Genomic DNA, 23903 nt, shown 5'->3' on the forward strand with positions numbered 1-23903 from the left:
CGCGGCCAATAGGCACCGGCCGCGGATGGTCAAGCCGGACAACACGGGGTCACCGTCGCCGGAGTTGTTCGGTGCCGTGCGGTACCGGTACTCGATCCAGCAGTTGGCCGATCAGATCGGCTCCGCTCTGCCGCGCCGCCCGGGCCTCGCCGCTGAGTACCAGGCGGTGTGCGAGTACCGGCACGGCCACCGCCTGGATGTCGTCGGGAACGACGAACTCCCGCCCTTCGATGGCGGCCTGGGCCCGCGCGGCGTGGATCAGCTGCAGCGTGGCTCGGGGGGAGGCTCCCAGCCGCAGTTCCGCCAGATCACGAGTGGCCGCCACCAACTCGATCGCGTAACGGCGCACCTCGACCGCGACGTGGATTTCGCTCACCGCCGCCAGCAGCTCGGCCACTTCGGCGGCGTCGGTGACGGGCTCCAGCTTGTGCAGCGGATCGGAGGAGGCACGTTCGTCGACCATCGCCAACTCCGCCGTGGGATCCGGGTAGCCGATGGAGATCTTGCAGGTGAACCGATCACGCTGTGCTTCGGGGAGGGTGTAGGTGCCCTCCAGCTCGACCGGGTTCTGGGTGGCTATGACCATGAACGGGATCGCCAGCTCGTAGCTGTGCCCGTCCACGGTTACCTGGTTCTCCTCCATGCATTCCAGCAGCGCCGACTGGGTTTTCGGCGAGGCCCGGTTGATCTCGTCGCCGACCACGATGTTCGCGAAGACCGGTCCTTCCCGGAACTCGAACTTCTCGGTGCCTCGGTTGTAGATCGAGACCCCGGTTACGTCGCTCGGCAGCAGGTCCGGGGTGAACTGGATCCTGCTGGCGGTGCAGTTCACGGAACGTGCGAGTGCCTTGGCCAACGATGTTTTGCCGACCCCGGGCACGTCCTCCACGAGCAGATGTCCGCGCGCCAGCATTGTCACCATGGCGAGCCGGACCACCTCGGGCTTCCCGACCAGCACGCTTTCCACGTTGGTGGTGATGCGCCGCAGCGTGTCGTGCATCCACTCGATGGGGAGGTCGTGCGGGACGTCCGTCGTGTTTCCGCCCATCGTTCCCCGCGTCGTCCCGCTGCCGACCGTGGTGGGCGCGGCGCCGCTCGCTGTGTTCCTCTCCGACGTCAACAAACCTCCAGATACCGTTGCGCCCGGATCGTCACAGCCGGACGTGCTGCCACGGGTGAACCTGTGCCACTGCGGTCGGGGCGGCTGCGGACGTGCGCGGTGGTGCTGCCACGCACCTTGCCGGAAGTCTCTCAGACCCGATGTAAGTGGTGAGTGTGCGTACAACTCGCACCAACGAGGTCCGCGCCGTGTCCCGAAGCCCGCGTGACGACGGAGGGCTCTCGCCGGCGAGCCGCGCGGCAGCGGCGAACCCCGATCCGCTCCTCGCACGGAGCGCCGGGTGGCCCGGCGTTTCCGGTTGACGGCGAAAAGGGGTGGGGTAATGTGGCCCCGAGTGGGGAGTCCGATTTCGCCGTTCCGGCGGAATCGGACAGGCGGGGCGATCGAGCCGTGCGGGATGCGCGCCGGTGGTTCCGTGCGGGGTGGCTTCCGGGATTCCCGGGCGAATCGGCCCGGTTCCGGTCCGCAGGGGGTGGTTTCCGATGAGTCTCGTCGGTCGTGATCACGGGTTCGGAGACGTCGGAGAACGGTACTCGGCGGTGGTGCCGCACCGCGTTCCGCCTCGTGAGTTCCTGTCCTCGGGCGGTCTCCGGTGTGTTGCTCCGGTGATCGAGTCGGACGGCTCGGGGACGGCGGGGAGGACGCGATCGCTTCGCCCGGGGTCATGAAAGTTCATCGTAGCTCGCCGCCCCGCCCGGCATGATCCGATCGGAACAGGAAGGAAAGGCCAGCGTGCCAGACAGCCCCGAACCCGCTGCCGAGCCCGAGCGGGAATTCGCCGCGGGGAAGCCCGATCCGGAAACGGCACAGCAGCGGCATCTTCCCGTCCTGTTGGAACGAACCGTGGAGTTGTTCGAACCCGCGTTGCGGGAGCGCCGTACCACGGTCTTGGATGCCACGCTCGGGATGGGGGGCCACACCGAGGCGCTGTTGCGCGCGTTTCCCGGGGTGACCGTGATCGGCGTGGATCGTGACCCCGAGGCCCTCCGGCTGGCTCGGCAGCGTTTGGCGGACTACGGAGAGCGTGTTCGGCTGGTGCACGGGGTGGACGATCAACTGGAGGAAATCCTTACCGAACAGGGGGTGTCCGAACTCGACGGAGTCCTGTTCGACCTCGGGGTCTCCTCGTTGCAGCTCGACGAGTCCGAGCGCGGTTTCTCCTACGCCAGGGATGCGCCGTTGGACATGCGCATGGACACCACCACCGGTCGGACAGCCGCCGACGTGCTGAACACCGCTTCGCGTGCCGAACTCATCCGGATACTTCGGGAGTACGGCGAGGAGAAGTTCGCCGCCCGCATCGCGTCCGAAGTCGTGCGGGCTCGTGAGGTCGAGCCGTTCGGCAACAGCGCGCGGTTTGTCCGGTTGATCTACGACTGTGTTCCCGCCGCGGCCAGGCGAACCGGCGGCCACCCCGCCAAACGGACGTTCCAGGCGCTTCGTATCGAGGTCAACGGCGAGCTCGAGGTGCTGCGACGGGCTCTTCCCCAGGCCGTCGACGCGCTCAGCGGCGGTGGCCGCATCGTGGTGCTGTCCTACCACTCGCTTGAGGACCGGGCCGTCAAACGGGTCTTCGCCGAACGGGCCAAATCGCGTACCCCGGTCGACCTGCCGGTCGAACTGCCCGGGCACGGACCACAGCTGCGGCTGCTCACGCGTGGTGCCGAGTTCGCCGACGAGACGGAGGCGGCGAACAACCCCAGAGCGAGCTCGGTGCGGCTGCGCGCGGCCGAGCGGATCGAGGAGACGCCATGACGGCAGCCACACGGGGCGGTGGCCAGTCCGGCGGCAACGACCGCGGAAGGCGGCAACGCGCCGACAACCGTACCGATTCAAGGGGAACCACTCGTGCGAACCGGCGGACGCACGTCCGGTCCTCCTCGGGCGAGCGTGCCTACGAACGCAAGCAGGAACGTGGCCGCCGTTCCTCGGAACGAACCCCTTCCGCCGGAAAGCAGCGACGTTCGACGGTGAGCGGTGGTGCCACCGAATCGCACGAGCCCTCCGCACGAGAGGTGCTGCTCGGTTCCGGGCTTTTGCGCTCCGGCAGGAACACCCTGGTGTCCTTGACCGAGCGGATCGCCACCTCCCGGGTTCCGTTCGTGGGCACGGTGGTGGTCGTGCTCGTGACGGGAATCGTGGCAACGCTGTGGCTTTCCATCGCCGCGGTGGGCAACTCGTACCACATGCAGGAGTCCAAGCAGCGGGTCCAGGCCCTGTCCGAACGCAAGGAGGATCTGCTGCGGTCGGTGAGCAGGATGAGTTCGATCTCCGAGATCAGACGCCGCGCCGAGCGGATGAACATGGTTCCGGTGTCCGAGGTCGCGCATCTGGTGCGCAGGCCTGACGGATCGATCGAAGTCGTCGGTGAGCCGCGCCCGGCCGAGGCACCCGAATCCGCCCAGCAGGGGGAGAGTGGCGAGTCGAATGGGGGCGGGGAACGCGCCGGTGACGGTGACTCCTCCGGCCAAAGCCCACCGCAGCGGCGGGGAGAGTCTCCGGGCGGTTCCGAGCAGTCGTCGTCGAACGAAGCGTCGGTGGGGTGACAGGCATGGCTTCTCGTGATCGGCAGGGCGGCAAGCCCCGCCAGGGCGGCAATCGTTCGAGGCGGGCGCCGCGGCGTGGGACGGCCGCGAGCGGGGGCGCCAAGCTCGCTCGTGGCGGTGGTTCCGCTGGCAAGCGACGTGGTCCGCGCAAATCCCGCCTCGGAGTGGCCTCCAACAGGCGGCGGTTCGGTATCGGCCGGATGCTGCTGGTTCTGGCTCTGGTGTCCGCCGGGGTGAAACTGGTGGTGATACAGGGATTCGAGGCGAGCGCGCTGTCCGAACGGGCCGACGACCAGTTGCTCACCAAGACCACGATCCCGGCACAACGCGGTTCCATCCTGGACTCCGATGGCAGGGTGCTCGCCTTCAGCAGCGCGTCCCGCAAGCTCTACGCCAATCCGAAACTGCTGGATCAGCAGCAGCGTGCGGCTCGTGCGGACAATCCCGAAGCGCTGACCGGGCCGCAGAAGAAGCGGGAGATCGCCGCCTACATCGGCAAGGTGACCAACGGCAGGGTGAGTGAACGGGAAACCCTGCGAGCGTTGTTCTCGGACGAGCAGTTCCTCTACTTCGGCTCGTTGATCGACCCCGCGGTCGCTCGCAAGATCCACGACGAGTACCAGCAGATCGGTACCGAGTACAGAGCGGTCCGGCAGTATCCGGCCGGATCGGTGGGTGCCGGTATCGTCGGTTCCGCTTCCTGGCGCAAGGGCAAGAACAAGATCCTGGGAAACGTGGGTCTCGAGAGCTCGCTGGACGGAGCGCTCTCCGGGGAGGACGGTCTCCGGATCTCCCACACCGCCCACGGAAGCACCGGACTCGTCATTCCCGGCACCAAACGCACCATCCGACCGGCGGAGCCGGGCTCCGACGTGCGGCTGACCATCGACTCCGACCTGCAGTTCGTGCTCGACCGGAAACTCGACTCCTACGTTCGGGAGGTCAGCGCGGAAGGTGGAAGTGCGGTCGTGCTGGACTCACGTACCGGTGAGGTGCGCGCCCTGGCGAACTCCGACCCCTCGGTCGATCCCTCGCAGGGGAGCCGTGCCTCCCGCCACCTGAGCAATCCGGCGGTCACCACTCCCTACGAACCCGGTTCGGTGAACAAGGTCATCACCGCAGCCGGGGCCATCGAACACGGGATCATGCGCCCCGAGAGCGTACTGCGCGTGCCGTCGAAGATCGAGATGGGTGGTGCCACGGTCAGGGACGCCTGGCAACACGGCACCATCCCGCTCACGTTCACCGGAGTGCTCGCCAAGTCGTCCAACGTGGGAACCCTGATGACGGCGAAGCAACTGGGCAAGGAGCGTTTCGGTGAGTTGGTGAAGAAGTTCGGGCTGGGCGCCGAGACCGGCATAGCCCTTCCCGGGGAGAGTTCCGGGGTCGTTCCGCCGAGCAAGCAGTGGTCGGACACCCGGTTCGCCAATCTGCCGATCGGTCAGGGACTGTCCATGACCGTGTTGCAGATGGCCGGGATGTACCAGGCCATCGCCAACGACGGGGTACGTATCCCGCCGCGAGTGGTCGACTCGACCATCGGGGCGAACGGCCAAGAGCATCAGCGGGCCGATCCGGAGGGGGTTCGGGTCGTCAGCGAGCGAACCGCGGACACGGTCAAGAACATGCTGCGCGCGGTCGTGCAGGACGAGCAGGGCCAGCGCGGCACCGCGCCGCAGGCCGCGCTGGCCGGCTACCAGGTCTCCGGTAAGACGGGGACGGCGCAGCAGCCCGATCCCGAGTGCGACTGTTACAGCAACTCGCAGCACTGGGCGACCTTCGCGGGTATGCTGCCTGCCGACAATCCGAGGTACGTGATCGGAATCATGATCGACGATCCCGACAGGGGGCAGCTCACCGCCGCTCCGCTGTTCCACGACGTCGCGGCTGATCTGACCCGCCGGTACGACATCCCGCTGTCCGCCGAACCGGCTCCGGAGATGACACTGCGGGTGAGATAGCCACGCCGGTGTCCCGTATCGGGCCGCTCGGACCGGAGGAGCGCGCGAGCCGGGTGGAGGATTGCCGGGCTCCTTCGCGAGGAATGGGCAGCGTTTCACTCGAACGAGTGAAAACCGTTCGAGCAGGCGAGACCGCCTCGCGACGCACCTGCCTACCGTAAAGCTGCTCCGTGGAGCGGTACCGGTAACCTTTTTCCCGTGCCTTCCCCGGTTGCGAGTTCTCCGCCACGTCCCTCGCGTGTCGAGCCGGTACGTGTCGAGGAGTTAGCCGACTCGATCGGTGCCCGTGTAGTTCGTCCTGCCGAAACCCCGGAATCAGGGGCCGCCGCGCCCGTCGAGGTGACCGGAGTGACGCTGCGTGCCCAGCACGTACGGCCGGGTGACGTCTTCGCCGCGTTGCGAGGTGCCAGAACGCACGGTGCCGAGCACGCGGCCACCGCGCTGGACGCGGGCGCCCGGGCGGTCCTCACTGATGAGGAGGGTGCCGCTCACCCCGAGCTGCTGCGGCACCCTGCTGTGTCGCGCGGTGAGGTCGTGCTGCTGGTTCATCCGGATCCGCGCGGTGTGCTCGGTGAGCTCTCCGCCGAGGTCTACGGTCGTCCCGCCGACAGGTTGTCGGTTATCGGCGTGACGGGGACCTCGGGTAAGACGACCACGAGTTATCTGATCGAGTCGGCGCTGCGCTCGGCCGGGCTGGTAACCGGCCTGATCGGGACCGTGGAGACCAGGCTGGCCGGCTCCCGGGTGGAAAGCGCGTTCACCACCCCGGAGGCCCCCGACCTGCAGGCACTGCTGGCGGTGATGCTCGAAGGGGGAGTCACCCACGTGGTCATGGAGGTGTCCAGTCACGCCCTCGTGCTGGGCAGGGTTGCCGGGCTCGGGTTCGCCGTGGGCGGCTTCACCAACCTTTCCAGCGAACACCTGGACTTCCACCGCGACATGGAGGACTACTTCGCGGCCAAGGCGATGCTGTTCGACGGTCGTTGCGCTCGGGAGGTGGTGTGCACCGACACCGAGTGGGGCCGGAGGCTGGTCGGCTCGGAGACCGTCACGGTGGCCGCACAGGGCACCGCGGACTGGACGGCCACCGATGTGGTCACCAGCAACACCGGTGCGCAGCGGTTCACCCTCAACGCTCCCGACGGAACCCGCACCCGGGCCGAGCTGCGACTGCCGGGCTCGTTCAACATCGCCAACGCCCTGTTGGCCACCGCGATGACGCGAGCCGTCGGCGTCGAGTACGCCGACATCGCGAACGGACTCGGTGAGGTGGATGTTCCGGGACGCATGGAGCGTGTCGCGCTGGGACAGGACTTCGCGGCGGTGGTCGACTACTCCCACAAGCCGGGAGCCGTCGGCGCGGTTCTGGAGGCCGCACGCTCCCAGGCGGCGGGGAAGGTGATCGTCGTGCTCGGTTGTGGTGGCGACAGGGACACGGACAAACGTCCGGTCATGGGAGCCACGGCAGCCCGGCGGGCCGACGTTGTGATAGTGACCGATGACAACCCCCGTAGTGAGGATCCCGCGCTGATCCGTGCCGCCGTGCTCGAGGGAACCACTCGGGTCGCGAAATCCGAACGTGCCGAATCCCACGAGATCGGTGATCGGCGTGCGGCCATCGCGGAAGCGGTACGGCGCGCAGCGGGCGGTGACGTCGTCGTGGTCGCCGGTAAGGGGCACGAAACCGGCCAGGAAGTAGCGGGTGTGGTTCACCCGTTCTCCGATCGCGACGAACTCGCCGCGGCGCTGGGCGAACGACTCGGGAGTCTGCAAGGGACGGAAACCGTCCCCGCTGGTCGAATCCCCGACAACCAGCGGGGAAGTGACGAGGAGGCAAGGTGATCCGGCTCAGCCTCGACGAGGTAGCTGGGGCGGTCGGTGGCAGGCTGCACCGCGCCGATGGCAGCGAGGTCGTCACCGCGGCCGTCGAATTCGATTCCAGGAAGATTCGGCCCGGCGGGCTGTTCGTGGCGATGCCGGGCGAGCAGGTCGATGGTCACCGGTTCGCGGAGCAGGCGATCTCCGACGGTGCCGTCGCGGTACTGGCCGCCAGGGAGGTCGCGGCTCCCGCCGTGATCGTTCCCGCCGTCGGTTCGGCCGAGCGGTCCCGTGCGATGGCGCTCGCGGCCGACGAGGACGGCTCCGGAGCCGCGGTTCTGGTGGCCATGGCCCGGCTCGCCCGTTTGGTCGTGGACAAACTCGCGAAGCAACTCACGGTCGTGGGAGTGACCGGTTCGTCCGGCAAGACCTCGACCAAGGACCTGATCGCGCAACTGCTCGAGCGGATGGGCCCCACCGTGGCTCCCCCCGGTTCGTTCAACAACGAGCTCGGGCATCCGTGGACGGTGCTGCGCGCCGACGAACGAACCGAATACCTGGCGCTGGAGCTCTCCGCCCGCGGCATGGGGCACATCGCGGAACTCTGCGAGTCCGCGCCGCCCCGGATCGGGGCGGTGCTCAACGTCGGCAGTGCTCACCTCGGCGAGTTCGGCTCCAGGGAGGCCGTGGCGCAGGCCAAGGGCGAGCTCGTCGAGGCCCTGCCGAGCGCTGCCGAAGGCGGAGTGGCGGTACTCAACGCCGACGACCCGGTCGTTTCGGCCATGGCCGAGCGCACTCGGGCGCGGGTGCTGCGTTTCGGGCAGCACCCCCACGCCTCGGTACGAGCCGAGCACGTGGAGGTGGACGAGCTCGCGCGGCCGCGTTTCACTTTGATCACTCCCGAAGGCCACGCCCCCGTACGATTGCCGCTGCACGGGGAGCACCACGTCGGCAACGCGCTGGCCGCGGCTGCCGTGGCGTTCGAGCTCGGAGCCACGACCGAGGACATCGCCGAGTGGCTGAACGGGACCGAACAGCTGTCCGGAAAGCGGATGGAGGTCACCACCACCCCCGAGGGGGTGACCGTGATCAACGACGCCTACAACGCCAATCCCGAGTCCGTACGGGCCGCGTTGAAAGCACTGGCGGCCATGACGCACGACCGTCCCGGCAGGGGATGGGCGGTACTCGGCGCGCTCGGTGAACTGGGCGATACGAGCCCCGAGGAACACGACGAGATAGGACGCCTGGCCGTGCGGCTGAACATCGATCGCCTGGTGGTGGTGGGTGACCAGGCACGCGCCATGCATCAGGGAGCCGCGCTGGAAGGCTCCTGGGGAGAGGAATCGGTTCTGGTGCCCGATGTGGACGCTGCCCTCGCGTTGCTGCGCGAGCAGCTGCGGCCCGATGACGTCGTGCTGGTCAAGGCCTCGAACGCCGCGGCGCTGTGGCGGGTCGCCGAGGAGCTGGCTCCCGCGGTGCCCGGTTCGCAGGAGGGCTCCACCGGACGGGACGGTGGTACGGCGTGAAGCACATTCTGATCGCGGCCGCCGTCGGGCTGGTCGTCTCGATTCTGTTCACCCCGTACCTAATCCGGGTCTTTTCCAAGCAGGGGTTCGGTCAGGAGATCCGCGAGGAGGTGCAGAAGTCCCACTCGGCGAAGCGGGGAACACCCACCATGGGTGGGATGGCGATCCTCGTCGCCATGTGGGCGGGCTATCTGGCCACGCATCTCACCGTCTCCGAAGCGCTTCCCAGCGTCACGGCCCTGCTGGTGCTCGGCCTGACAACCGTGCTGGGTTTCGTCGGTTTCCTGGACGACTTCATCAAGATCCGCAAGCGCCGCAATCTCGGACTCAACAAAACGGCCAAGCTCGTGGGGCAGATGGTCGCCTCGGTGCTGTTCGCGATCCTGGCCCTGCAGTTCAGGGACCAGAGCGGCATCACACCCGCCTCCGCGCACCTGTCGTTCATCCGCGACATCAGCGTGGTCTCGTTCGGTGTCATCGGCTTCGTCATCTTCGCCTACGTCGCGATCAGCGGTTGGTCCAACGCGGTGAACTTCACCGACGGTATGGACGGACTCGCGGGTGGTACCGCGGCGATGGTGCTGGCCAGCTACGTGCTGATCGGGTTCTGGCAGTTCCGCAACTCCTGTGCGCTGTTGGACGACCCGGGTCCGGCCTGCTACCAGGTGCGTGACCCGCTCGACGTCGCGGTGGTGGCCGCCGCCGCGATGGGAGCCTGTGTGGGGTTCCTCTGGTGGAACGCCGCTCCTGCCAAGATCTTCATGGGAGACACCGGCTCGCTCGCGATCGGTGGACTCGTGGCCGGGCTCTCCATGACGACCCGAACGGAACTGCTGATGATCGTCATCGGCGGTCTGTTCGTGGTGGAGGCGCTCTCCGTCGTGCTGCAGATCGTGGTCTTCCGCACCTCGCGGCGCAGACTGTTCCGGATGGCCCCCTTCCATCACCACTTCGAACTCGCCGGGTGGGCGGAGACCACGGTTATCATTCGGTTCTGGATACTGGCAGCGATCAGCTGCCTGTTCGGTGTCGGGCTGTTCTACGCCGACTGGTTGGCACTGGTACCGAGCTGATGCCCGATGTGCCCGCCGAGAGACGTTCCTCCGGAGCGAGCAACCGCCGTGCTCCGGGGTACGTCCCGGCGGGCCGATGAACGACACGGCAGTCCACGAAGAGCTTTGGTGAGGTCATGAGCAAGGTGGGGACGCGGGTTCTGGTCGCCGGAGCGGGGGTTTCCGGCAGCTCGGCCGCCGAGGCGCTGCTGGCCGAGGGGGCGACTGTCATCGTGACGGACGCCTCGGAGGAGCGGCTTGCCGAGCTGGCCGGACCACGGATGCGGGGCGCCGAACTCCTCCCCGGACTCACCGAGCCCCCGAGCGATACCGACCTCGTGGTCACCAGTCCCGGCTGGCGCCCCGATTCACCGCTGCTGACGGCAGCTGCGGCCGCCGGAATCGAGGTGATCAGCGAGATCGAGCTCGCCTGGCGTCTCGACCGGGCCTCCGGCCGACCCGCCCGCTGGCTTGCCGTTACGGGGACCAACGGCAAGACCACCACCGTCGGAATGCTGGAGTCGGTGCTGCGTGCGGCGGGCATGGATGCTGTGGCCTGCGGCAACGTCGGGTTGCCCGCCGTGGATGCCGTCCGAGCGGGTCATCGGGTGCTGGCCGTGGAGCTGTCGAGTTTTCAACTGCACTGGTCGAACACCTTCGCACCCGAGACCGGGGTCATCCTCAACCTCGCCGAGGATCACCTGGACTGGCACGGCTCGCTGCAAGCCTACGGCGCTGCCAAGGGCAAGGTGTACGGCGGGAACTCGGTTTCGGTCTACAACGGGGACGACCCCGCCTCCCGTGAACTCGTCAACGAGCACTCCGTGGCGCGACGGGTCGGGATCACGCTGCGTGAGCCCGAAGCCGGTCAACTGGGAGTGCGGGACGAGGAACTGCTCGACCGCGCGTTCGGGCCGGACGGGGTTCCCGCATCGGCCGAAGCCGCACCGGTGTCGCTGGCCACGGTGGCCGATGTCCGGCAGGTGGGTGAGCACAATCTCGCCAACGCACTCGCCGCCTGCGCGTTGGCCAGGTCTTGCGGGGTGGCCGCGACCGCCTGTGCCGAAGGGCTCCGCGACTTCGCTCCCGGAGAGCATCGTTCCGTCGTGGTCGCCCGATCGGGGGGAATTGTCTACGTCGACGATTCCAAGGCGACGAACCCACACGCCGCCTCGGCCGCGCTCGGTGCGCACCGGGACGTGGTATGGATCGCGGGTGGACTCCTGAAGGGTGCCGAGGTCGACGAGCTGGTCCGGCAGCACGCCCACCGGTTGCGTGCTGCGGTGCTGATCGGTACTGATCAGGAGCCGATAGCCGAGGCGCTACGCCGTCACGCCCCGGATGTGCCGGTCGTCGGTATACCTCCGCGACGGGAAGCTGCCATGTCCGAGGCGGTGCGGTTGGCCAACGACCACGCGACGTCGGGAACCGCGGTCGTGCTGGCACCGGCCGCGGCGTCCATGGACATGTACACCGACTACGCCCATCGTGGGCGGGAATTCGCGGCCGCGGTACGTGCCGTCCAGGCGGAACCGGCCGAATATCCCAGGGGGTGAGGCAGCTGTGGCAGCCCGGAACACGAGTGGGACTCGTGGACGAGGCACACAGGGGGTCGCGGACGGTCTGCGCGGGCTCAGTTCCGCGCTGACTTCCTGGTTGACCAGACCACTGGCCTCGTTCCACCTGTTACTCGTGGTGTTCGGGCTGCTGACGGCTTTCGGGCTGGTGATGGTGCTGTCGGCCTCCAGCGTGGAGTCCTTCAGCCGCCAGGGCTCCTCCTACAGCGTCTTCCTGAAGCACCTGCTGCACTGCCTCGTCGGGGCGGTTTGCTGTTACGTGGCCATGCGAATGCCGGTGTGGATGCTGCGCCGGTTCAGCCACGTGTTCCTGTTGGTGTGCCTGGTGCTGCTGTCCTTGGTGCTGACCAGGTTGGGCTTCGCCAACAACGGTGCGCAGAGCTGGTTCCGGCTGGGGCCGGTCTCGTTCCAACCGGTGGAGCCCGCCAAGATCGCGCTCGCGCTCTGGGGCGCTCACGTACTCGTCACCAAGCGGGCCCTGCTCGGCCAGTACCGGCATCTGCTGGTACCGGTACTTCCCGCGGCGCTGTTGATGTTCGCCCTGGTGATGATGCAGCCCGATTTCGGCTCCACGGTGACTCTCGGCATCGTGCTGCTGGCGCTGCTGTGGTTCGCGGGTGCACCGTTGCGGTTGTTCAGCGCGCTGGTGCTCGGTGCCGTCACCGGTATGCTCGCCCTGATTTTCCTCTTCCGCTACCAGATAAGCCGGGTGACCTCGTTCTTCGGTTCCGGAAGCGGCAACGAAGACAAGAGTTTCCAGGCGACCCAGGCGCGGTTGGCGCTCGCCGACGGCGGCATGTTCGGTGAGGGAATCGGGCGCGGGTGGTCCAAGTGGCAGTACCTGCCCGAAGCGGACAACGACTTCATCTTCGCCGTGCTGGGTGAGGAACTGGGATTCGTGGGGTGCGCCTCGGTGCTGCTGTTGTTCGGTACCGTCGCCTACGTGGGGATGCGGATCGCCGCTCGCAACACCGATCCGTGGATCAAGCTGGTCTCGGCCACGCTCACCATGTGGCTGGTGGGACAGGCCGCGATCAACATCGGTTACGTGGTGGGACTGCTGCCGGTCACCGGACTGCCGCTACCGCTGATCTCCTCGGGGGGAAGTTCGGTGGTGATCACCATGGTCGTTTTCGGGCTGCTGGCCAACTTCGCCAGGCACGAACCCGAGGCCATCGCGGCGCTGCGCTCCCTCGGCCCGGGCAGGATCGGCAGGTTGCTCCGGTTGCCCACTCCCTCGCCCTACCGGCCTCCCGCCTCGCGTCGTCCCGCCGGGGCGGCCAACCCGCGCAGACCCCAGGCCGCCAAGCCGTCCGGCAAGAAGAACCGTTCCGAGGGGTCGAATTCCGCAAAACGGCGGGCGCCGAGCGGACAACGACGTTCCGGTGCCCCACGATGAGCCGGAAACCGTCGGAACGAGCGGTTTCCACCGACGGGAGCCGGGATCCCGTTCGACGGGCATGACAAGCTCGCGTGAAACGGATCCGGTGCTGTGAGTCACCGGACCGCCGCCACCGATCATCCCGAATCGCCACCCGGTCCAGCGGTGCGCGATCGAAAAACCAAGGAGGACTTCGTTGAACACGCAGCAACCGGGTGACCCGAGCGGTCGAGTTGGAGCACCGTCCCCCGCGGGGGAGGCTGGCGCCGGTTCGCCGCGACGTCGGGGACCCACGGTCGTCGTGGCGGGTGGTGGCACAGCAGGCCACATCGAACCCGCGATGGCGTTGGCCGATGCCGTCCGCAGGCTGCGTCCGGACGCAAGTGTGGTGGCTCTCGGGACGGAACGGGGACTGGAGACCGACATCGTGCCCGCACGCGGCTACCCGCTGGAACTGGTCCCCCCGGTGCCGATGCCGCGCAAGGCCAGCCCCGAGCTGCTCAGGATGCCCTCGAAGGTCCGCGATTCGGTACGCCGTACCCGTGAGGTGCTGGAACGGGTGGGGGCCGACGTGGTCGTCGGCTTCGGCGGCTATGTCTCCCTCTCCGCGTATCTGGGGGCCCGTGGTCGAGTTCCGATCGTCGTGCACGAGGCGAACGCGCGAGCCGGGCTGTCCAACAAGGTGGGAGCCCGGTTCGCGCGGGAAGTACTGGCGGCCGTGCCGGACAGCGGGTTACCCGGGGCACGTACCATCGGAATACCGCTGCGCGAGTCGATAACCACGTTGGACCGTGCCTCGCTGCGTGCGCAGGCTCGCGCGCACTACGGGCTGCGTCCCGACGCGCCGACCGTCCTGGTCTTCGGCGGTTCGCAGGGTGCGCAGACACTGAACACCGCGTTCTCGGGAGCCTCCGACGAGTTGGGCAGGGCCGGTATCGGCGTGCTGCACGCACACGGGCCCAAGAACACGGTGGCGGTGCGGGAGCTTCCCGGAGCTCCGCCCTACGTGCCGGTGCCCTACCTGGAGCGGATGGATCTGGCATACGCGGCGGCCGATCTGGTGGTTTGCCGCTCGGGTGCGATGACGGTGGCCGAGGTGTCCGCGGTGGGACTCCCCGCGGTGTTCGTGCCGCTGCCGCACGGCAACGGTGAACAGGCCCTCAACGCGCAACCCGTGGTCACCGCGGGAGGTGCGAAACTGATTTCCGACGCGGAACTGACACCGCAGCGCGTCATCGATGAGATACTGCCGTTGGCAGGTGATTCCGACGTGCTGGCACGAATGAACCGCGCGACGCTGGGAACCGGGCATCGCGAGGCGGATCGGGTGCTGGCAGAGACCACGCTGGAGGTGGCCGGGGCGTGAACGACGATCAGGATGGCAGGCAGTCGCGGGAGACACTTTCGGAGGGTTCTCCCGCCATCACCGACGATCTGCTGTCCCGGGTGCATCTGATCGGCATCGGTGGGGCGGGGATGAGTGGTATCGCCCGCATCCTGCTGGCCCGGGGGAGGAGGGTGTCGGGGTCGGACGCCCGTGATTCGAGAACCGTGCTCGCCTTGCGTACCCAGGGGGCCGCCGTCGCGATCGGACACGACGGGCCGAACCTGGACCAACTCGAATCGGGGCCGAGCGCCGTGGTGATCTCCACGGCCATCGAGGCCGAGAACCCGGAGCTGGCCGAGGCACGTCGCCGGGGCGTTCCGGTACTCGGCCGTGCCGAGGCGCTGGCCGCGCTGATGCGGGACCACCGGGTGGCATGTGTCACCGGCACGCACGGCAAGACCTCCACCACCTCCATGCTCACGGTGGCGCTGCAGCACTGCAGACTCGATCCGTCCTTCGCCATCGGCGGTGATCTCAACGATTCCGGGGCGAACGCGCATCACGGGGAGGGCGGGCTGTTCGTCGCCGAGGCGGACGAGAGCGACGGTTCCTTCCTGGTGTTCTCTCCCTCGGTGGCGGTGGTCACCAACGTGGAGCCGGACCATCTCGACCACCACGGCACTACCGAGGCCTACGTCGAGGTGTTCGAGAAGTTCGTGGAGCGGATCGAGCCGGGTGGAGTGCTCATCGCCGGAACCGACGATTCCGGCGCCGCCGCGCTGGCCGACCGGGCCGAGCGCGCGGGGATACGGGTACGCCGCTACGGCACTGCCGTGGAGGGGCCGGACGACGCTCGCATCGTCTCCTACGCGCCACGGCACGGTGGGGGGACGACGCAGCTGATCGTGGGCGGCAGTGGTTCCGTGGAACTCTACGTGTCGGTCCCCGGTGAGCACATGGCGGCGAACGCGGTCGCCGCGCTGCTGGCGGGGATCGAGCTCGGGGCCGAGACCGGCGAGTTGCTGGAGGGCCTGGCCGCGTTCGGCGGTGTTCGGCGTCGTTTCGAGTTCAAGGGAAGAGCCGACGGGGTGCGTGTTTACGACGACTACGCGCACCACCCCACCGAGGTGCGGGCTCAGCTGCGCGCCGCTCGTACCGAAGTGGATTCCGGCAGGATCGTCGTCGCCTTCCAGCCGCACCTGTTCTCCCGCACCGCCGCGTTCGCCGAGGAGTTCGGTGCGGCGCTGGCCGAGGCCGACGAAGTGGTGGTGCTCGACGTCTACGGCGCGCGTGAGCAACCGCAGCCGGGGGTGTCCGGCCGACTGATCGCGGATGTGGTGCCGTTGCCCCCCGAAAGGGTGCACTACGAGCCTTCGATCACCGAGGTCGCGCCGCGAACGGCGGAGTTGGCACGTCCCGGTGACATCGTGCTGACCATGGGTGCGGGTGACGTCACCATGCTGGGAGCGGAGATTCTGACCGAGATCGACAGTCGGGGCGGTGCCGCCGAGCCTGCCGCGGCGGAGACCCGAGACCGCTGACCGGCACACCCGGTTCCCGGGCCGGGCGAGCCCGGGAACCGGCGGTTCGCGCGTTCACGGTAGGCGCGTCTCCCCGAACGAACACAGCCCGCTGCCTGCCGGGAACCGGCGAGAGGTTCCGCCGAGCGGGGGACAGGAGAACCGCGTCAACAGAGTTCCACCGAATCCCCGGCGACCCCACCTCGCCCGGTCGATCGGCGTGCGCGGGACGGTACCCGAGTACGCGGGCGAGTTCCGCTGTGGATTCCGAACGAAGCACCATCGGACGAAGATCGTGGAGTCGTCATGGCGGATTCCGGAACGACACGGACACGTCAGCGCGGTCGCGCAGCCTCGAGAGCTCGGCGAGGGCGTGCAGCCGGTACCGAGTCCTCCGGTGTAGGGGTTCGAGGATGGATAACGCTGGGTTCGCTCGCCCTGTTGACCATCGGTGCGGTGGTGCTCTTTTTCACGCCGGTGCTGGGAGTGCGCTCCGTGCGGATCGAGGGAACCAGGGTGCTCGACTCCTCCCGCGTGCGGCAGGTGGCGGCGATCGAGCGCGGTACCCCGATGGTGCGGGTGGACCGTTCCGGGGTGCGGCGGCGGCTGAACGGTATTTCCAGGATCGATTCGGCCACCGTCCGGTTGTCACTGCCCGCCACGGTGGTCATCGGCGTCGAGGAACGTCGGGCGGTGATGTACACCGGGACCTCGAAGGGGTTCCGGCTGGTCGATGACGAGGGGGTCGGTTTCGCCACGGTCACCGAGCGGCCGAGCGAACTGCCCGAGCTCCGGCTGGGCTCGGAACAGCGGACGAAGCGCGTGCGGATGGCGGCTGTGACCGCCGTGACCGCTCTGGACGGAAAGACACTGGACCAGGTGAGAGTCGTACGTGTCGAGACCGGAACGGGAGCCCCGCGGGTGCGTATGTCGCTGCCGCGGGGACGCGCCGTCGAATGGGGCGGACCGGGCGAGTCCGAACGAAAGGCGGCGATTCTGCCCGTGCTGCTCACCCGCGCTGGTGAGGTCTACGACGTAACCAGTCCGGAGTTGCCCACCGTTTCTTGAACCGAGAACCGTCACGGCCGGTGATGCGGTGGCAGCCGTCTCCCGGGTGGTATCCCCCGTTCGGGTGGTGATCACCCCGGGAGGCGGAGCAGTGACGAGACCACCGGACTCGTTCCCGCGCACCGGGTGCTTCTCAACGGGTTCCCAAGTAGAGGTGGTACTCCGTGCGCAACGAGCCCAGCGTGACCGGAATCGTGTGCCGCCGTACCGTGCCGAAGACCTCCCGCATGGTCGTTTCCAGCTCGAGGGAGTGCGCCGCGGACCAGATCGCCACCACCCCGCCCGCCGCGAGTCTGCTGCGGCAGTCGGTCAGGAAGGCCGGTTCGTACACCGTCTCGTTGGCCTCGTGCACGAGATAACCGGGTCCGTTGTCCACATCGAGCAGTATCAGTTCCAGGGAACCGCTCGTGCGTTCGGCCAGGACCGCGGTGATATCCGAGGCGAACAGGTACACCCGTTCATCCGAACGGTCGTCGGCCAGTTCGGGAACCAGACCGCTCCGATACCATTCGATGACCGCCGGTTCCAGTTCCGCGACGGCAACCTCGCGCACGAGCGGTTCGGCCAGTACCTCGTGCAGGGTGTACCCGAGTCCGAGCCCGCCGATCAGCACCCGCGCCCCGTGCCGATTCCCCTCGGCCTCCGGGACGGGCAACGAGTCCAGCGCCGTGCGTGCCAGCAAGCGCTCGCTCTCGGTGTGGGCGGTGTCCATCACGAACACCCCGTTGACCCGTAGCTCGAGCGTGCCGTCCGCGCGCCGCAGCAACACCACCTCGCCCCGGGGCGAATCCACCGTGGCCACTCGTTCGACCGACACCTGTCCCACACCTTTCGTCGGGTGCGTCGACTCCGCGCTGTTTCGGCGCTCGGCGCGGCTCGGCGACCGTGCGGGTGTCGGCATCTGTTGCCCCGCCCCGCTTTTCCTCATCCGGCAGCACACAATATCGTTGACGAGGTCCACCGTTCGAAGGTCCGTGTGCATCCCGGATCAGCCGCCATGGACACCACGACTCGCGGATGCGTTCGCGGTACGGTGTGGACTGTGATCGTGACAAGCCGACGGGTCGGGTGTACTCGAGGTTTCGTGGTGTGGGGCGCGGAGCTTTCCGGGCGTCGTGCGGGCGTCCGTGGTCACGGCCGGTGAGTCGATGACACACGTGCGGCGGTAATCGGCGTGGCTGCTGGACTCCTGCCGTCCACGGTGCATAACGTCCGATCACTGCGGGTTGACGACGAGTCGGCCACGTAGTCGCACACCACACCGGACGCCCGACGGCGTCCACGACCCGAGACCTGTCACGGTCCACCCACAGCGAGCGCTTCAGCCACGACCAGGAAGGCGGATGACGATGACGCCCCCGCACAACTACCTAGCGGTGATTAAAGTCGTCGGCATCGGTGGCGGCGGTGTAAACGCCGTGAATCGGATGATCGAGGTCGGGCTCAAGGGTGTCGAGTTCATCGCGGTGAACACCGACGCGCAGGCCCTCCTGATGTCGGATGCCGACGTCAAGCTCGACATCGGCCGTGAGCTGACGCGCGGTTTGGGAGCGGGAGCCGCTCCCGATGTCGGGTATCAGGCGGCCGACGACCACAAGGACGAGATCGAGGAGGTGCTCAAGGGCGCCGACATGGTCTTCGTCACCGCGGGCGAGGGAGGGGGCACCGGTACCGGCGGCGCACCGGTGATCGCTTCGGTGGCCCGCAAGCTGGGGGCGTTGACCATCGGTGTCGTCACCAGGCCCTTCTCGTTCGAGGGCAAGCGCAGGGCCAGTCAGGCCGAACAGGGTATAAAGGATCTGCGCGACGAGTGCGACACCCTGATCGTCATTCCGAACGATCGGTTGTTGCAGCTCGGCGACATCGGCGTGAGCCTGATGGACGCCTTCCGCTCGGCTGACGAGGTGCTGCTCTCCGGTGTGCAGGGAATCACCGATCTGATCACCACCCCGGGGCTGATCAACCTCGACTTCGCAGACGTCAAAAGCGTCATGTCCGGGGCGGGAAGTGCGCTGATGGGCATCGGCTCCGCACGCGGTGAGGGCAGAGCGGTGGAAGCGGCACAGAAGGCGATCAACTCACCGTTGCTGGAAGCCAGCATGGAAGGCGCGCACGGGGTACTGCTCGCCATAGCCGGTGGTTCGGATCTCGGACTGTTCGAGATCAACGAATCGGCTTCGCTGGTGCAGGAGTCCGCCCACCCCGAGGCCAACATCATCTTCGGTACGGTCATCGACGATTCCCTGGGCGACGAGGTGCGGGTCACCGTGATCGCGGCCGGTTTCGACGCCGGGGCACCGACCCACAAGAAGCTGGATCCCGACAAGGTGGGTTCCACCGATGAGGGCGACCCCGAGGCGCCCGTGACGGCCGGCCAGGTGGTCGAGGGGCAGGCCGAACCCGCCAGCCGTGAAACACCGGTCGCCGCCGAGAGCGCGCCCAGCGCCTCGGCGCCCTACTCGACCGGCCCGCCCGAGGGGAACGCTGGCACCACACCGATCAGAAACGAGTCGTCCTCCCAACAGCCCGATCCGGAGAGCTCGAACGCCCCCGCCGCGGCCTCGTCCCCGGAAGCGGGCTCCTCCGAGCCGGGTAGGAATCCCAGCCACGAAGCCGGGGAACAGCGTCAGCCACAGCAGGGTGCTGGCGGTGCCGTCGGTACGGACGGTTCGACCATCGGAGGTGAGCAGCACTCCGGCACTGTGCCCGCCAGGCCCGCTGGTGGCTATCCCGGTTCCGGGAGCGGGTTCGGCGGTTCGCTGCTGGGACGTTCCAGGAACCAGAACGACGACGACAACGACGACGAGGTGGATATTCCGCCGTTCATGCGTAGGTGACACGACCCGTTCGCCCGTTCGGGGAGTGCGGGACAATGCACGGTGTCGGCGTTGTCGAACGGGACGCGCCGTGGCATGTTCGCAAGCACTCGCGGGAGGGCGCATCGTGCGGATCCGTCGTGTTGTCACGACTCGTGAAGGTGGTTACTCGAAACCGCCGTTCGACTCGTTCAACCTGGGGGGACGTGTCGGCGACGATCCGGAGCACCTGGCCGCGAACCGGGGAAAGCTCGCCGCCGGCATCGGGATAGCCGAACAACGTTTCGTCTGGATGGAACAGATCCACGGCAGGACCGCGGTCGTGGTGGACGCCCCACGCGCGGAACCCGTGGAGGGGGCCGACGCGTTGATCACCGCCGTTCCGCGGCTGCCGTTGGTCGTGCTGACCGCCGACTGCGTCCCCGTGCTGCTCGGTGATCCGGTCAGCGGTGTCGTGGCCGCGGTACACGCCGGGCGTGTGGGAGCACGGGTCGGTGTGCTCGTCAGCGCGCTGCGGCGGATGGTCGAGACCGGAGCACGGATCGACCGGGTCGAGGCGCTGCTCGGCCCCGCCGCGTGCGGTGGGTGCTACGAGGTTCCCGCCGAGATGCGTGACGAGGTGGAACGGCAATTGCCCGGCAGTGCCACCAAGACCCGGGGCGGCACTCCCGCACTGGACCTGCGAGCCGGCCTCTGGGAGCAACTCGCCGCCGCGGGCATCGCGCGGATCGGACAGGACCCGCGTTGCACACTGGAGAGTCCGGAGCTGTTCAGCCACCGGCGTGATTCGGGAAGCACTGGAAGGATCGCCGCGGTGGTCTGGTCCGAGCCGGAGGAGCAGCAGTGAACGACGAGACGACCGCCCCCGCCCGTAAGGCCGAAATAGCGGACTCGCTGGCCAGGGTCGGGGAACGCATCGAGCGGGCCTGCGGGAACGCGGGAAGGTCCGCCGGGGAAGTCGGGCTGTCCGCGGTCACCAAGACGTTTCCGGCCTCCGACGCGGCACTGTTGGCCGATCTCGGCGTGACCGATCTCGCGGAGAATCGGGACCAGGAGGCCGCGCCGAAGGTCCGCGAGTTCCGCCGGTTGCGCCCCCGAGCTCCCGTGCGTTGGCATATGGTCGGTCAGTTGCAACGCAACAAGGCGCGATCGGTGGTGCGTTGGGCCGACGTGGTCGAGTCGGTGGACAGTCGTCGTCTGGTCGAGGCGTTGCAACGGGCCGTGGGCGGTGCTCTCGAATCGGGTGAGCGTTCCGAGCCGTTGGACGCACTGCTTCAGGTCGACCTGGAGCAGCGTGCGGATCGGGGTGGTTGTTCACCGGAGGAGGTCCCTGAGCTGGCGGAGATGATTACACGGATGTGTGAGATTCGACTCTGCGGTGTTATGGCTGTCGCCCCGCTGAACGAGGATCCGGATGTGGCGTTTGCCACCCTTTCGGAAATTTCCGAGCGGCTTCGACGGGATTACTCCGAAGCTCGGGAGGTGTCGGCAGGAATGAGTGGTGATCTGGAGAGTGCGATAGCCCACGGTTCGACCCGAGTGCGTGTCGGAACGGCGTTGCTCGGGGGGCGCCCGTTAGTCTCGCCGTGAGCCGCCAAGCGGATCGAAGGCCTGCCGTCGCTGTACTTTTCGCGGAGGAAGGGGCTTGCCGATGAGTAAGCTACACAAGCTTAAGGCGTACTTCGGCATGGTCCCGGCCGAAGAAGTCGACGAGTACGACGAAGTGCCCGACGGATACGCCCCGGACTACGACGAGTACGACTCGTCGGAGGACAGGGCGCTCGCTTCGCGCCGACACCTCGGCACGCGCGGTGGCGGCCAGGAGGACGATCAAGAGGATGACCATGCCAGTGAGCCACGCTCGCGCATCGCGCGTACTCGGAGGCAGTGGGGGGTCGAGAGTCCGGTGCGCGGTTCGCTGGCAGTGGATCCCAACCTGGAACAGACTCCACGGTTGCGGGCGGTGACCGACACGGGCAGCCACTACAATTTGAGCAAGATCACAACCTTGCATCCGCGTAGCTACAGTGAGGCGCGGACCATCGGGGAGCAGTACCGCGACGGCACGCCGGTGATCATGAACCTGACCGAGATGGACGAGGCCGACGCCAAGCGGCTGGTCGACTTCGCCGCTGGTCTGGCCTTCGCGATGCGTGGCTCCATCGAGAAGGTCACCAGTCGTGTGTTCCTGCTCTCGCCCCCCAACGTCGACGTGGCGGCAGAGGACAAACGCCGCCTCGCCGAGGGGGCCTTTTTCAATTACGGGTGAGTGGTGGCAGAGTTGAGTTGTGGAACCGGCCCTGATCGTTCTTTACTATCTGCTGTTCTTCTTCTGGCTGCTGCTCATAGCGCGTATCGTGGTGGAGCTCGTTCGTGCGTTCGCCCGCGACTGGAGACCCGGTGGCGGGGTTGCGATCGCACTGGAGACCATCTACACAGTGACCGATCCACCCGTACGCTTGCTGCGTCGGGTGATCCCGACGGTCCGAATCGGCAACGTCGGGCTGGACTTGTCCATTATGGTGCTGCTGCTGGTCGTGTACATCTTGATGCGACTGGTTCAACCCGGGTAACGGGGAACCCGGTGACTCGCAGCCGAGGAGTGCGTGAGGTGATCTTGTGGGTTTGACCCCCGCCGACGTCCATAACGTGGCGTTCAGCAAACCTCCCATCGGAAAACGGGGCTACAACGAGGACGAGGTGGATGCCTTCCTCGATCTCGTCGAGGCCGAGCTCGCTCGGCTCGTGGAGGAAAACGGGGACTTGCGGAACCAGGTCGAGCAGTTGGAGTCCCAGCTGCAGTCGGCCCAGTCCGATCTCGACGAGGCGCGGAGTCAGCCCGCCTCGGCCGATTCGGGTGCCGCTGGTCCGTCGAGCTCCGCGGCTGCTTCCGAGGAGCCCCGTAGACTGCAACCCGTTCCCCCGCCCACTGCCGCTTCCGAGCAGACCTCGCCGGGCGGCGACCAGCACGTGCAGGCTGCCAAGGTGCTCGGCCTGGCGCAGGAGATGGCCGACCGGCTGACCGGTGAGGCCAAGACCGAGTCCGACGGGATGCTCTCCGAGGCGCGTACCAAGTCCGAACAGTTGCTCTCGGACGCACGGACCAAGGCCGACAGCATGGTCAACGACGCGCGCAGCCGAGCCGAAACGATGCTCAACGATGCGCGCAGCCGAGCCGAGACCCTGGAACGCCAGGCGCGTGAGAAGGCAGCGGGTCTGGAACGGGACGCGCAGCACAAGCACGCCGAAGTGATGGGCAACATCACGCAGGAGAAGAACGCACTCGAGAAGAAGATCGAAACGCTACGCACCTTCGAACGGGAGTACCGCTCCCGGTTGCAGACCTATCTGGAGTCGCAGCTACGTGAGCTGCAGGATCGTGGTTCGGCCGCTCCGGCGGAGAGCTCCGGCAACAGCAGGTCGAACTCCTCGGGGCAGCAGAGTGGCAGTTACAACTTCGGAGCACGTGCCGCGGAAGCGGGCTGAGGTTTTTCGGAGCGGGTGGCGCGTTTCGACGTGTCACCCGGCTCGTTGATCCAGGACGTACGGTCCTCGGATCCAGCTGAAAGCGTGAGTACTCGTGCTGTTGACAGTGCTGCTTCTCCTTCTGGCGGCAGCCGGTGTCCTGGTGTTCGCGGTGGCCGCGGGTTCGGCCCAGTGGGCCTGGCTTTCGGTGCTGCTGTGCGCCGTGGCGGCCGTCCTGTTGTTCTGGTCCCGTGCTCGCGACCGGAAACGGGGCCCCGCCGTGCCCCGCCACTCGGCACACGCCGTCGCGGACGACACCGCATCCGGTCCGGTGGTCGAGTCCGAACCCGAGCCGGACGAGTCCGGCACCACGCTCGGGGGCGACACGACCGGCCCACCCGCGGAAGCCGTCGAGCCGGATCCCGACACCGAGCCGTCCGAGCAGCGAACCGACGCCGCTGACGTACTGCTGGTCTGCGAGTCGGGCGCCGAGGTGTTCGTGATCGACGAGCGACCTCGCTACCACCTCGACGACTGCTCGTGGGTCGGTCAGCGAGCCACTCTGCCGCTGCCCGCGGGGGAGGCGCGTGAGCTCGGCTTCACCCCCTGCGCGGTGTGCTGCCCTGACACGGCGGTGGCCCGACTGGAACGGTCGAGCGCCTGAACCGATGGCTCCTCGCGGCCCGCACCGTGCTCGGGAGGCAGCCGGAGGCCGGTACCGCG

Annotated in this window: 20 protein-coding genes; 18 read left to right on the forward strand and 2 right to left on the reverse strand. The window is 67.7% G+C overall.

Annotation, left to right across the window (positions count from 1 at the left end):
• Window positions 1-49 precede the first annotated feature (49 nt).
• Entirely contained in the window at window positions 50-1048 is a 999-nt protein-coding gene (locus BLR41_RS07715) for an AAA family ATPase (RefSeq protein WP_092627325.1), read from the reverse strand.
• A gap of 771 nt (window positions 1049-1819) precedes the next feature.
• On the opposite strand from BLR41_RS07715, the gene rsmH reads away from it, so the two are divergent.
• The 11 genes from rsmH to BLR41_RS07770 all read left to right on the forward strand — a co-directional run bounded on the left by rsmH (window position 1820) and on the right by BLR41_RS07770 (window position 16899).
• Window positions 1820-2875 (forward strand): 16S rRNA (cytosine(1402)-N(4))-methyltransferase RsmH, encoded by a 1056-nt coding sequence (gene rsmH, locus BLR41_RS07720; protein WP_092627326.1) that lies wholly within the window; start codon window positions 1820-1822, stop codon window positions 2873-2875.
• Window positions 2872-3666: a cell division protein FtsL gene (ftsL, locus tag BLR41_RS07725; protein ID WP_092627327.1), complete on the forward strand. Its 795-nt coding sequence runs from the start codon at window positions 2872-2874 to the stop codon at window positions 3664-3666. Before rsmH ends, ftsL begins: the two co-directional genes overlap by 4 nt.
• A 5-nt stretch (window positions 3667-3671) precedes the next feature.
• Window positions 3672-5627, forward strand: a complete 1956-nt coding sequence (locus BLR41_RS07730; RefSeq protein WP_176797873.1) for a peptidoglycan D,D-transpeptidase FtsI family protein — start codon at window positions 3672-3674, stop codon at window positions 5625-5627.
• A gap of 198 nt (window positions 5628-5825) precedes the next feature.
• A complete protein-coding gene (locus BLR41_RS07735) occupies window positions 5826-7469 on the forward strand; it encodes a UDP-N-acetylmuramoyl-L-alanyl-D-glutamate--2,6-diaminopimelate ligase (RefSeq protein WP_176797874.1) in 1644 nt (547 codons plus the stop codon).
• Window positions 7466-8974 carry a UDP-N-acetylmuramoyl-tripeptide--D-alanyl-D-alanine ligase gene (locus tag BLR41_RS07740; protein ID WP_092627328.1) on the forward strand — a complete coding sequence of 503 codons (1509 nt, stop codon included), beginning with the start codon at window positions 7466-7468 and terminating at the stop codon, window positions 8972-8974. The genes BLR41_RS07735 and BLR41_RS07740 overlap by 4 nt, the downstream gene beginning before the upstream one ends.
• Window positions 8971-10047, forward strand: a complete 1077-nt coding sequence (gene mraY / locus BLR41_RS07745) for a phospho-N-acetylmuramoyl-pentapeptide-transferase (RefSeq protein ID WP_092627329.1) — start codon at window positions 8971-8973, stop codon at window positions 10045-10047. Before BLR41_RS07740 ends, mraY begins: the two co-directional genes overlap by 4 nt.
• A gap of 116 nt (window positions 10048-10163) precedes the next feature.
• A complete protein-coding gene (gene murD, locus BLR41_RS07750; protein WP_092627330.1) occupies window positions 10164-11582 on the forward strand; it encodes a UDP-N-acetylmuramoyl-L-alanine--D-glutamate ligase in 1419 nt (472 codons plus the stop codon).
• 7 nt (window positions 11583-11589) lie between these two features.
• Window positions 11590-13002: a putative lipid II flippase FtsW gene (ftsW, locus tag BLR41_RS07755; protein ID WP_092627331.1), complete on the forward strand. Its 1413-nt coding sequence runs from the start codon at window positions 11590-11592 to the stop codon at window positions 13000-13002.
• A gap of 178 nt (window positions 13003-13180) precedes the next feature.
• Complete coding sequence (gene murG, locus BLR41_RS07760; protein WP_092627332.1) at window positions 13181-14350, forward strand: undecaprenyldiphospho-muramoylpentapeptide beta-N-acetylglucosaminyltransferase; 1170 nt, start codon at window positions 13181-13183, stop codon at window positions 14348-14350.
• Between the two features lie 110 nt (window positions 14351-14460).
• A complete protein-coding gene (gene murC / locus BLR41_RS07765; protein ID WP_425426897.1) occupies window positions 14461-15852 on the forward strand; it encodes a UDP-N-acetylmuramate--L-alanine ligase in 1392 nt (463 codons plus the stop codon).
• 420 nt (window positions 15853-16272) lie between these two features.
• Window positions 16273-16899 (forward strand): cell division protein FtsQ/DivIB, encoded by a 627-nt coding sequence (locus BLR41_RS07770; protein WP_245693984.1) that lies wholly within the window; start codon window positions 16273-16275, stop codon window positions 16897-16899.
• A 133-nt stretch (window positions 16900-17032) separates the two neighbouring features.
• Here the strand turns inward: BLR41_RS07770 and BLR41_RS07775 are convergent, their stop codons facing one another.
• Window positions 17033-17716, reverse strand: coding sequence for a spermidine synthase (locus BLR41_RS07775; RefSeq protein WP_092627554.1), 684 nt, complete (start codon window positions 17714-17716; stop codon window positions 17033-17035).
• 532 nt (window positions 17717-18248) lie between these two features.
• On the opposite strand from BLR41_RS07775, the gene ftsZ reads away from it, so the two are divergent.
• From ftsZ to BLR41_RS07810, 7 genes are all read left to right on the forward strand, one after another.
• Window positions 18249-19736 carry a cell division protein FtsZ gene (gene ftsZ / locus BLR41_RS07780; protein WP_092627555.1) on the forward strand — a complete coding sequence of 496 codons (1488 nt, stop codon included), beginning with the start codon at window positions 18249-18251 and terminating at the stop codon, window positions 19734-19736.
• Between the two features lie 106 nt (window positions 19737-19842).
• Window positions 19843-20562, forward strand: coding sequence for a peptidoglycan editing factor PgeF (pgeF, locus tag BLR41_RS07785; RefSeq protein WP_092627335.1), 720 nt, complete (start codon window positions 19843-19845; stop codon window positions 20560-20562).
• Window positions 20559-21305 carry a YggS family pyridoxal phosphate-dependent enzyme gene (locus tag BLR41_RS07790; RefSeq protein WP_092627336.1) on the forward strand — a complete coding sequence of 249 codons (747 nt, stop codon included), beginning with the start codon at window positions 20559-20561 and terminating at the stop codon, window positions 21303-21305. The genes pgeF and BLR41_RS07790 overlap by 4 nt, the downstream gene beginning before the upstream one ends.
• A gap of 61 nt (window positions 21306-21366) precedes the next feature.
• Window positions 21367-21984 (forward strand): cell division protein SepF, encoded by a 618-nt coding sequence (locus BLR41_RS07795; RefSeq protein ID WP_092627337.1) that lies wholly within the window; start codon window positions 21367-21369, stop codon window positions 21982-21984.
• Between the two features lie 19 nt (window positions 21985-22003).
• Window positions 22004-22288, forward strand: a complete 285-nt coding sequence (locus tag BLR41_RS07800; RefSeq protein WP_175496697.1) for a YggT family protein — start codon at window positions 22004-22006, stop codon at window positions 22286-22288.
• Window positions 22289-22334: 46 nt separating this feature from the next.
• The gene (gene wag31, locus BLR41_RS07805) at window positions 22335-23201 is read left to right on the forward strand and encodes a DivIVA-like cell division protein Wag31 (RefSeq protein ID WP_092627338.1); all 867 of its coding nucleotides are present in this window, start codon (window positions 22335-22337) and stop codon (window positions 23199-23201) included.
• Between the two features lie 106 nt (window positions 23202-23307).
• On the forward strand, window positions 23308-23844 hold the full coding sequence (locus BLR41_RS07810; protein WP_245693985.1) for a hypothetical protein: 537 nt from the start codon (window positions 23308-23310) through the stop codon (window positions 23842-23844).
• Window positions 23845-23903 lie beyond the last annotated feature (59 nt).

It is taken from the genome of Actinopolyspora mzabensis (genome assembly GCF_900101095.1).
Classification (GTDB): Bacteria; Actinomycetota; Actinomycetes; order Mycobacteriales; family Pseudonocardiaceae; genus Actinopolyspora; species Actinopolyspora mzabensis.

What these genes read in the sequence shown, in the direction of transcription:
- BLR41_RS07730 (WP_176797873.1), top strand. Translation starts at nt 3,672, where the DNA reads ATGGCTTCTCGTGATCGGCAGGGCGGCAAGCCCCGCCAGGGCGGCAAT.
- ftsZ (WP_092627555.1), top strand. Translation starts at nt 18,249, where the DNA reads ATGACGCCCCCGCACAACTACCTAGCGGTGATTAAAGTCGTCGGCATC.
- murD (WP_092627330.1), top strand. Translation starts at nt 10,164, where the DNA reads ATGAGCAAGGTGGGGACGCGGGTTCTGGTCGCCGGAGCGGGGGTTTCC.
- ftsL (WP_092627327.1), top strand. Translation starts at nt 2,872, where the DNA reads ATGACGGCAGCCACACGGGGCGGTGGCCAGTCCGGCGGCAACGACCGC.
- BLR41_RS07715 (WP_092627325.1), bottom strand. Translation starts at nt 1,048, where the DNA reads ATGGGCGGAAACACGACGGACGTCCCGCACGACCTCCCCATCGAGTGG.
- BLR41_RS07795 (WP_092627337.1), top strand. Translation starts at nt 21,367, where the DNA reads ATGAGTAAGCTACACAAGCTTAAGGCGTACTTCGGCATGGTCCCGGCC.
- murC (WP_425426897.1), top strand. Translation starts at nt 14,461, where the DNA reads ATGAGTGGTATCGCCCGCATCCTGCTGGCCCGGGGGAGGAGGGTGTCG.
- rsmH (WP_092627326.1), top strand. Translation starts at nt 1,820, where the DNA reads ATGATCCGATCGGAACAGGAAGGAAAGGCCAGCGTGCCAGACAGCCCC.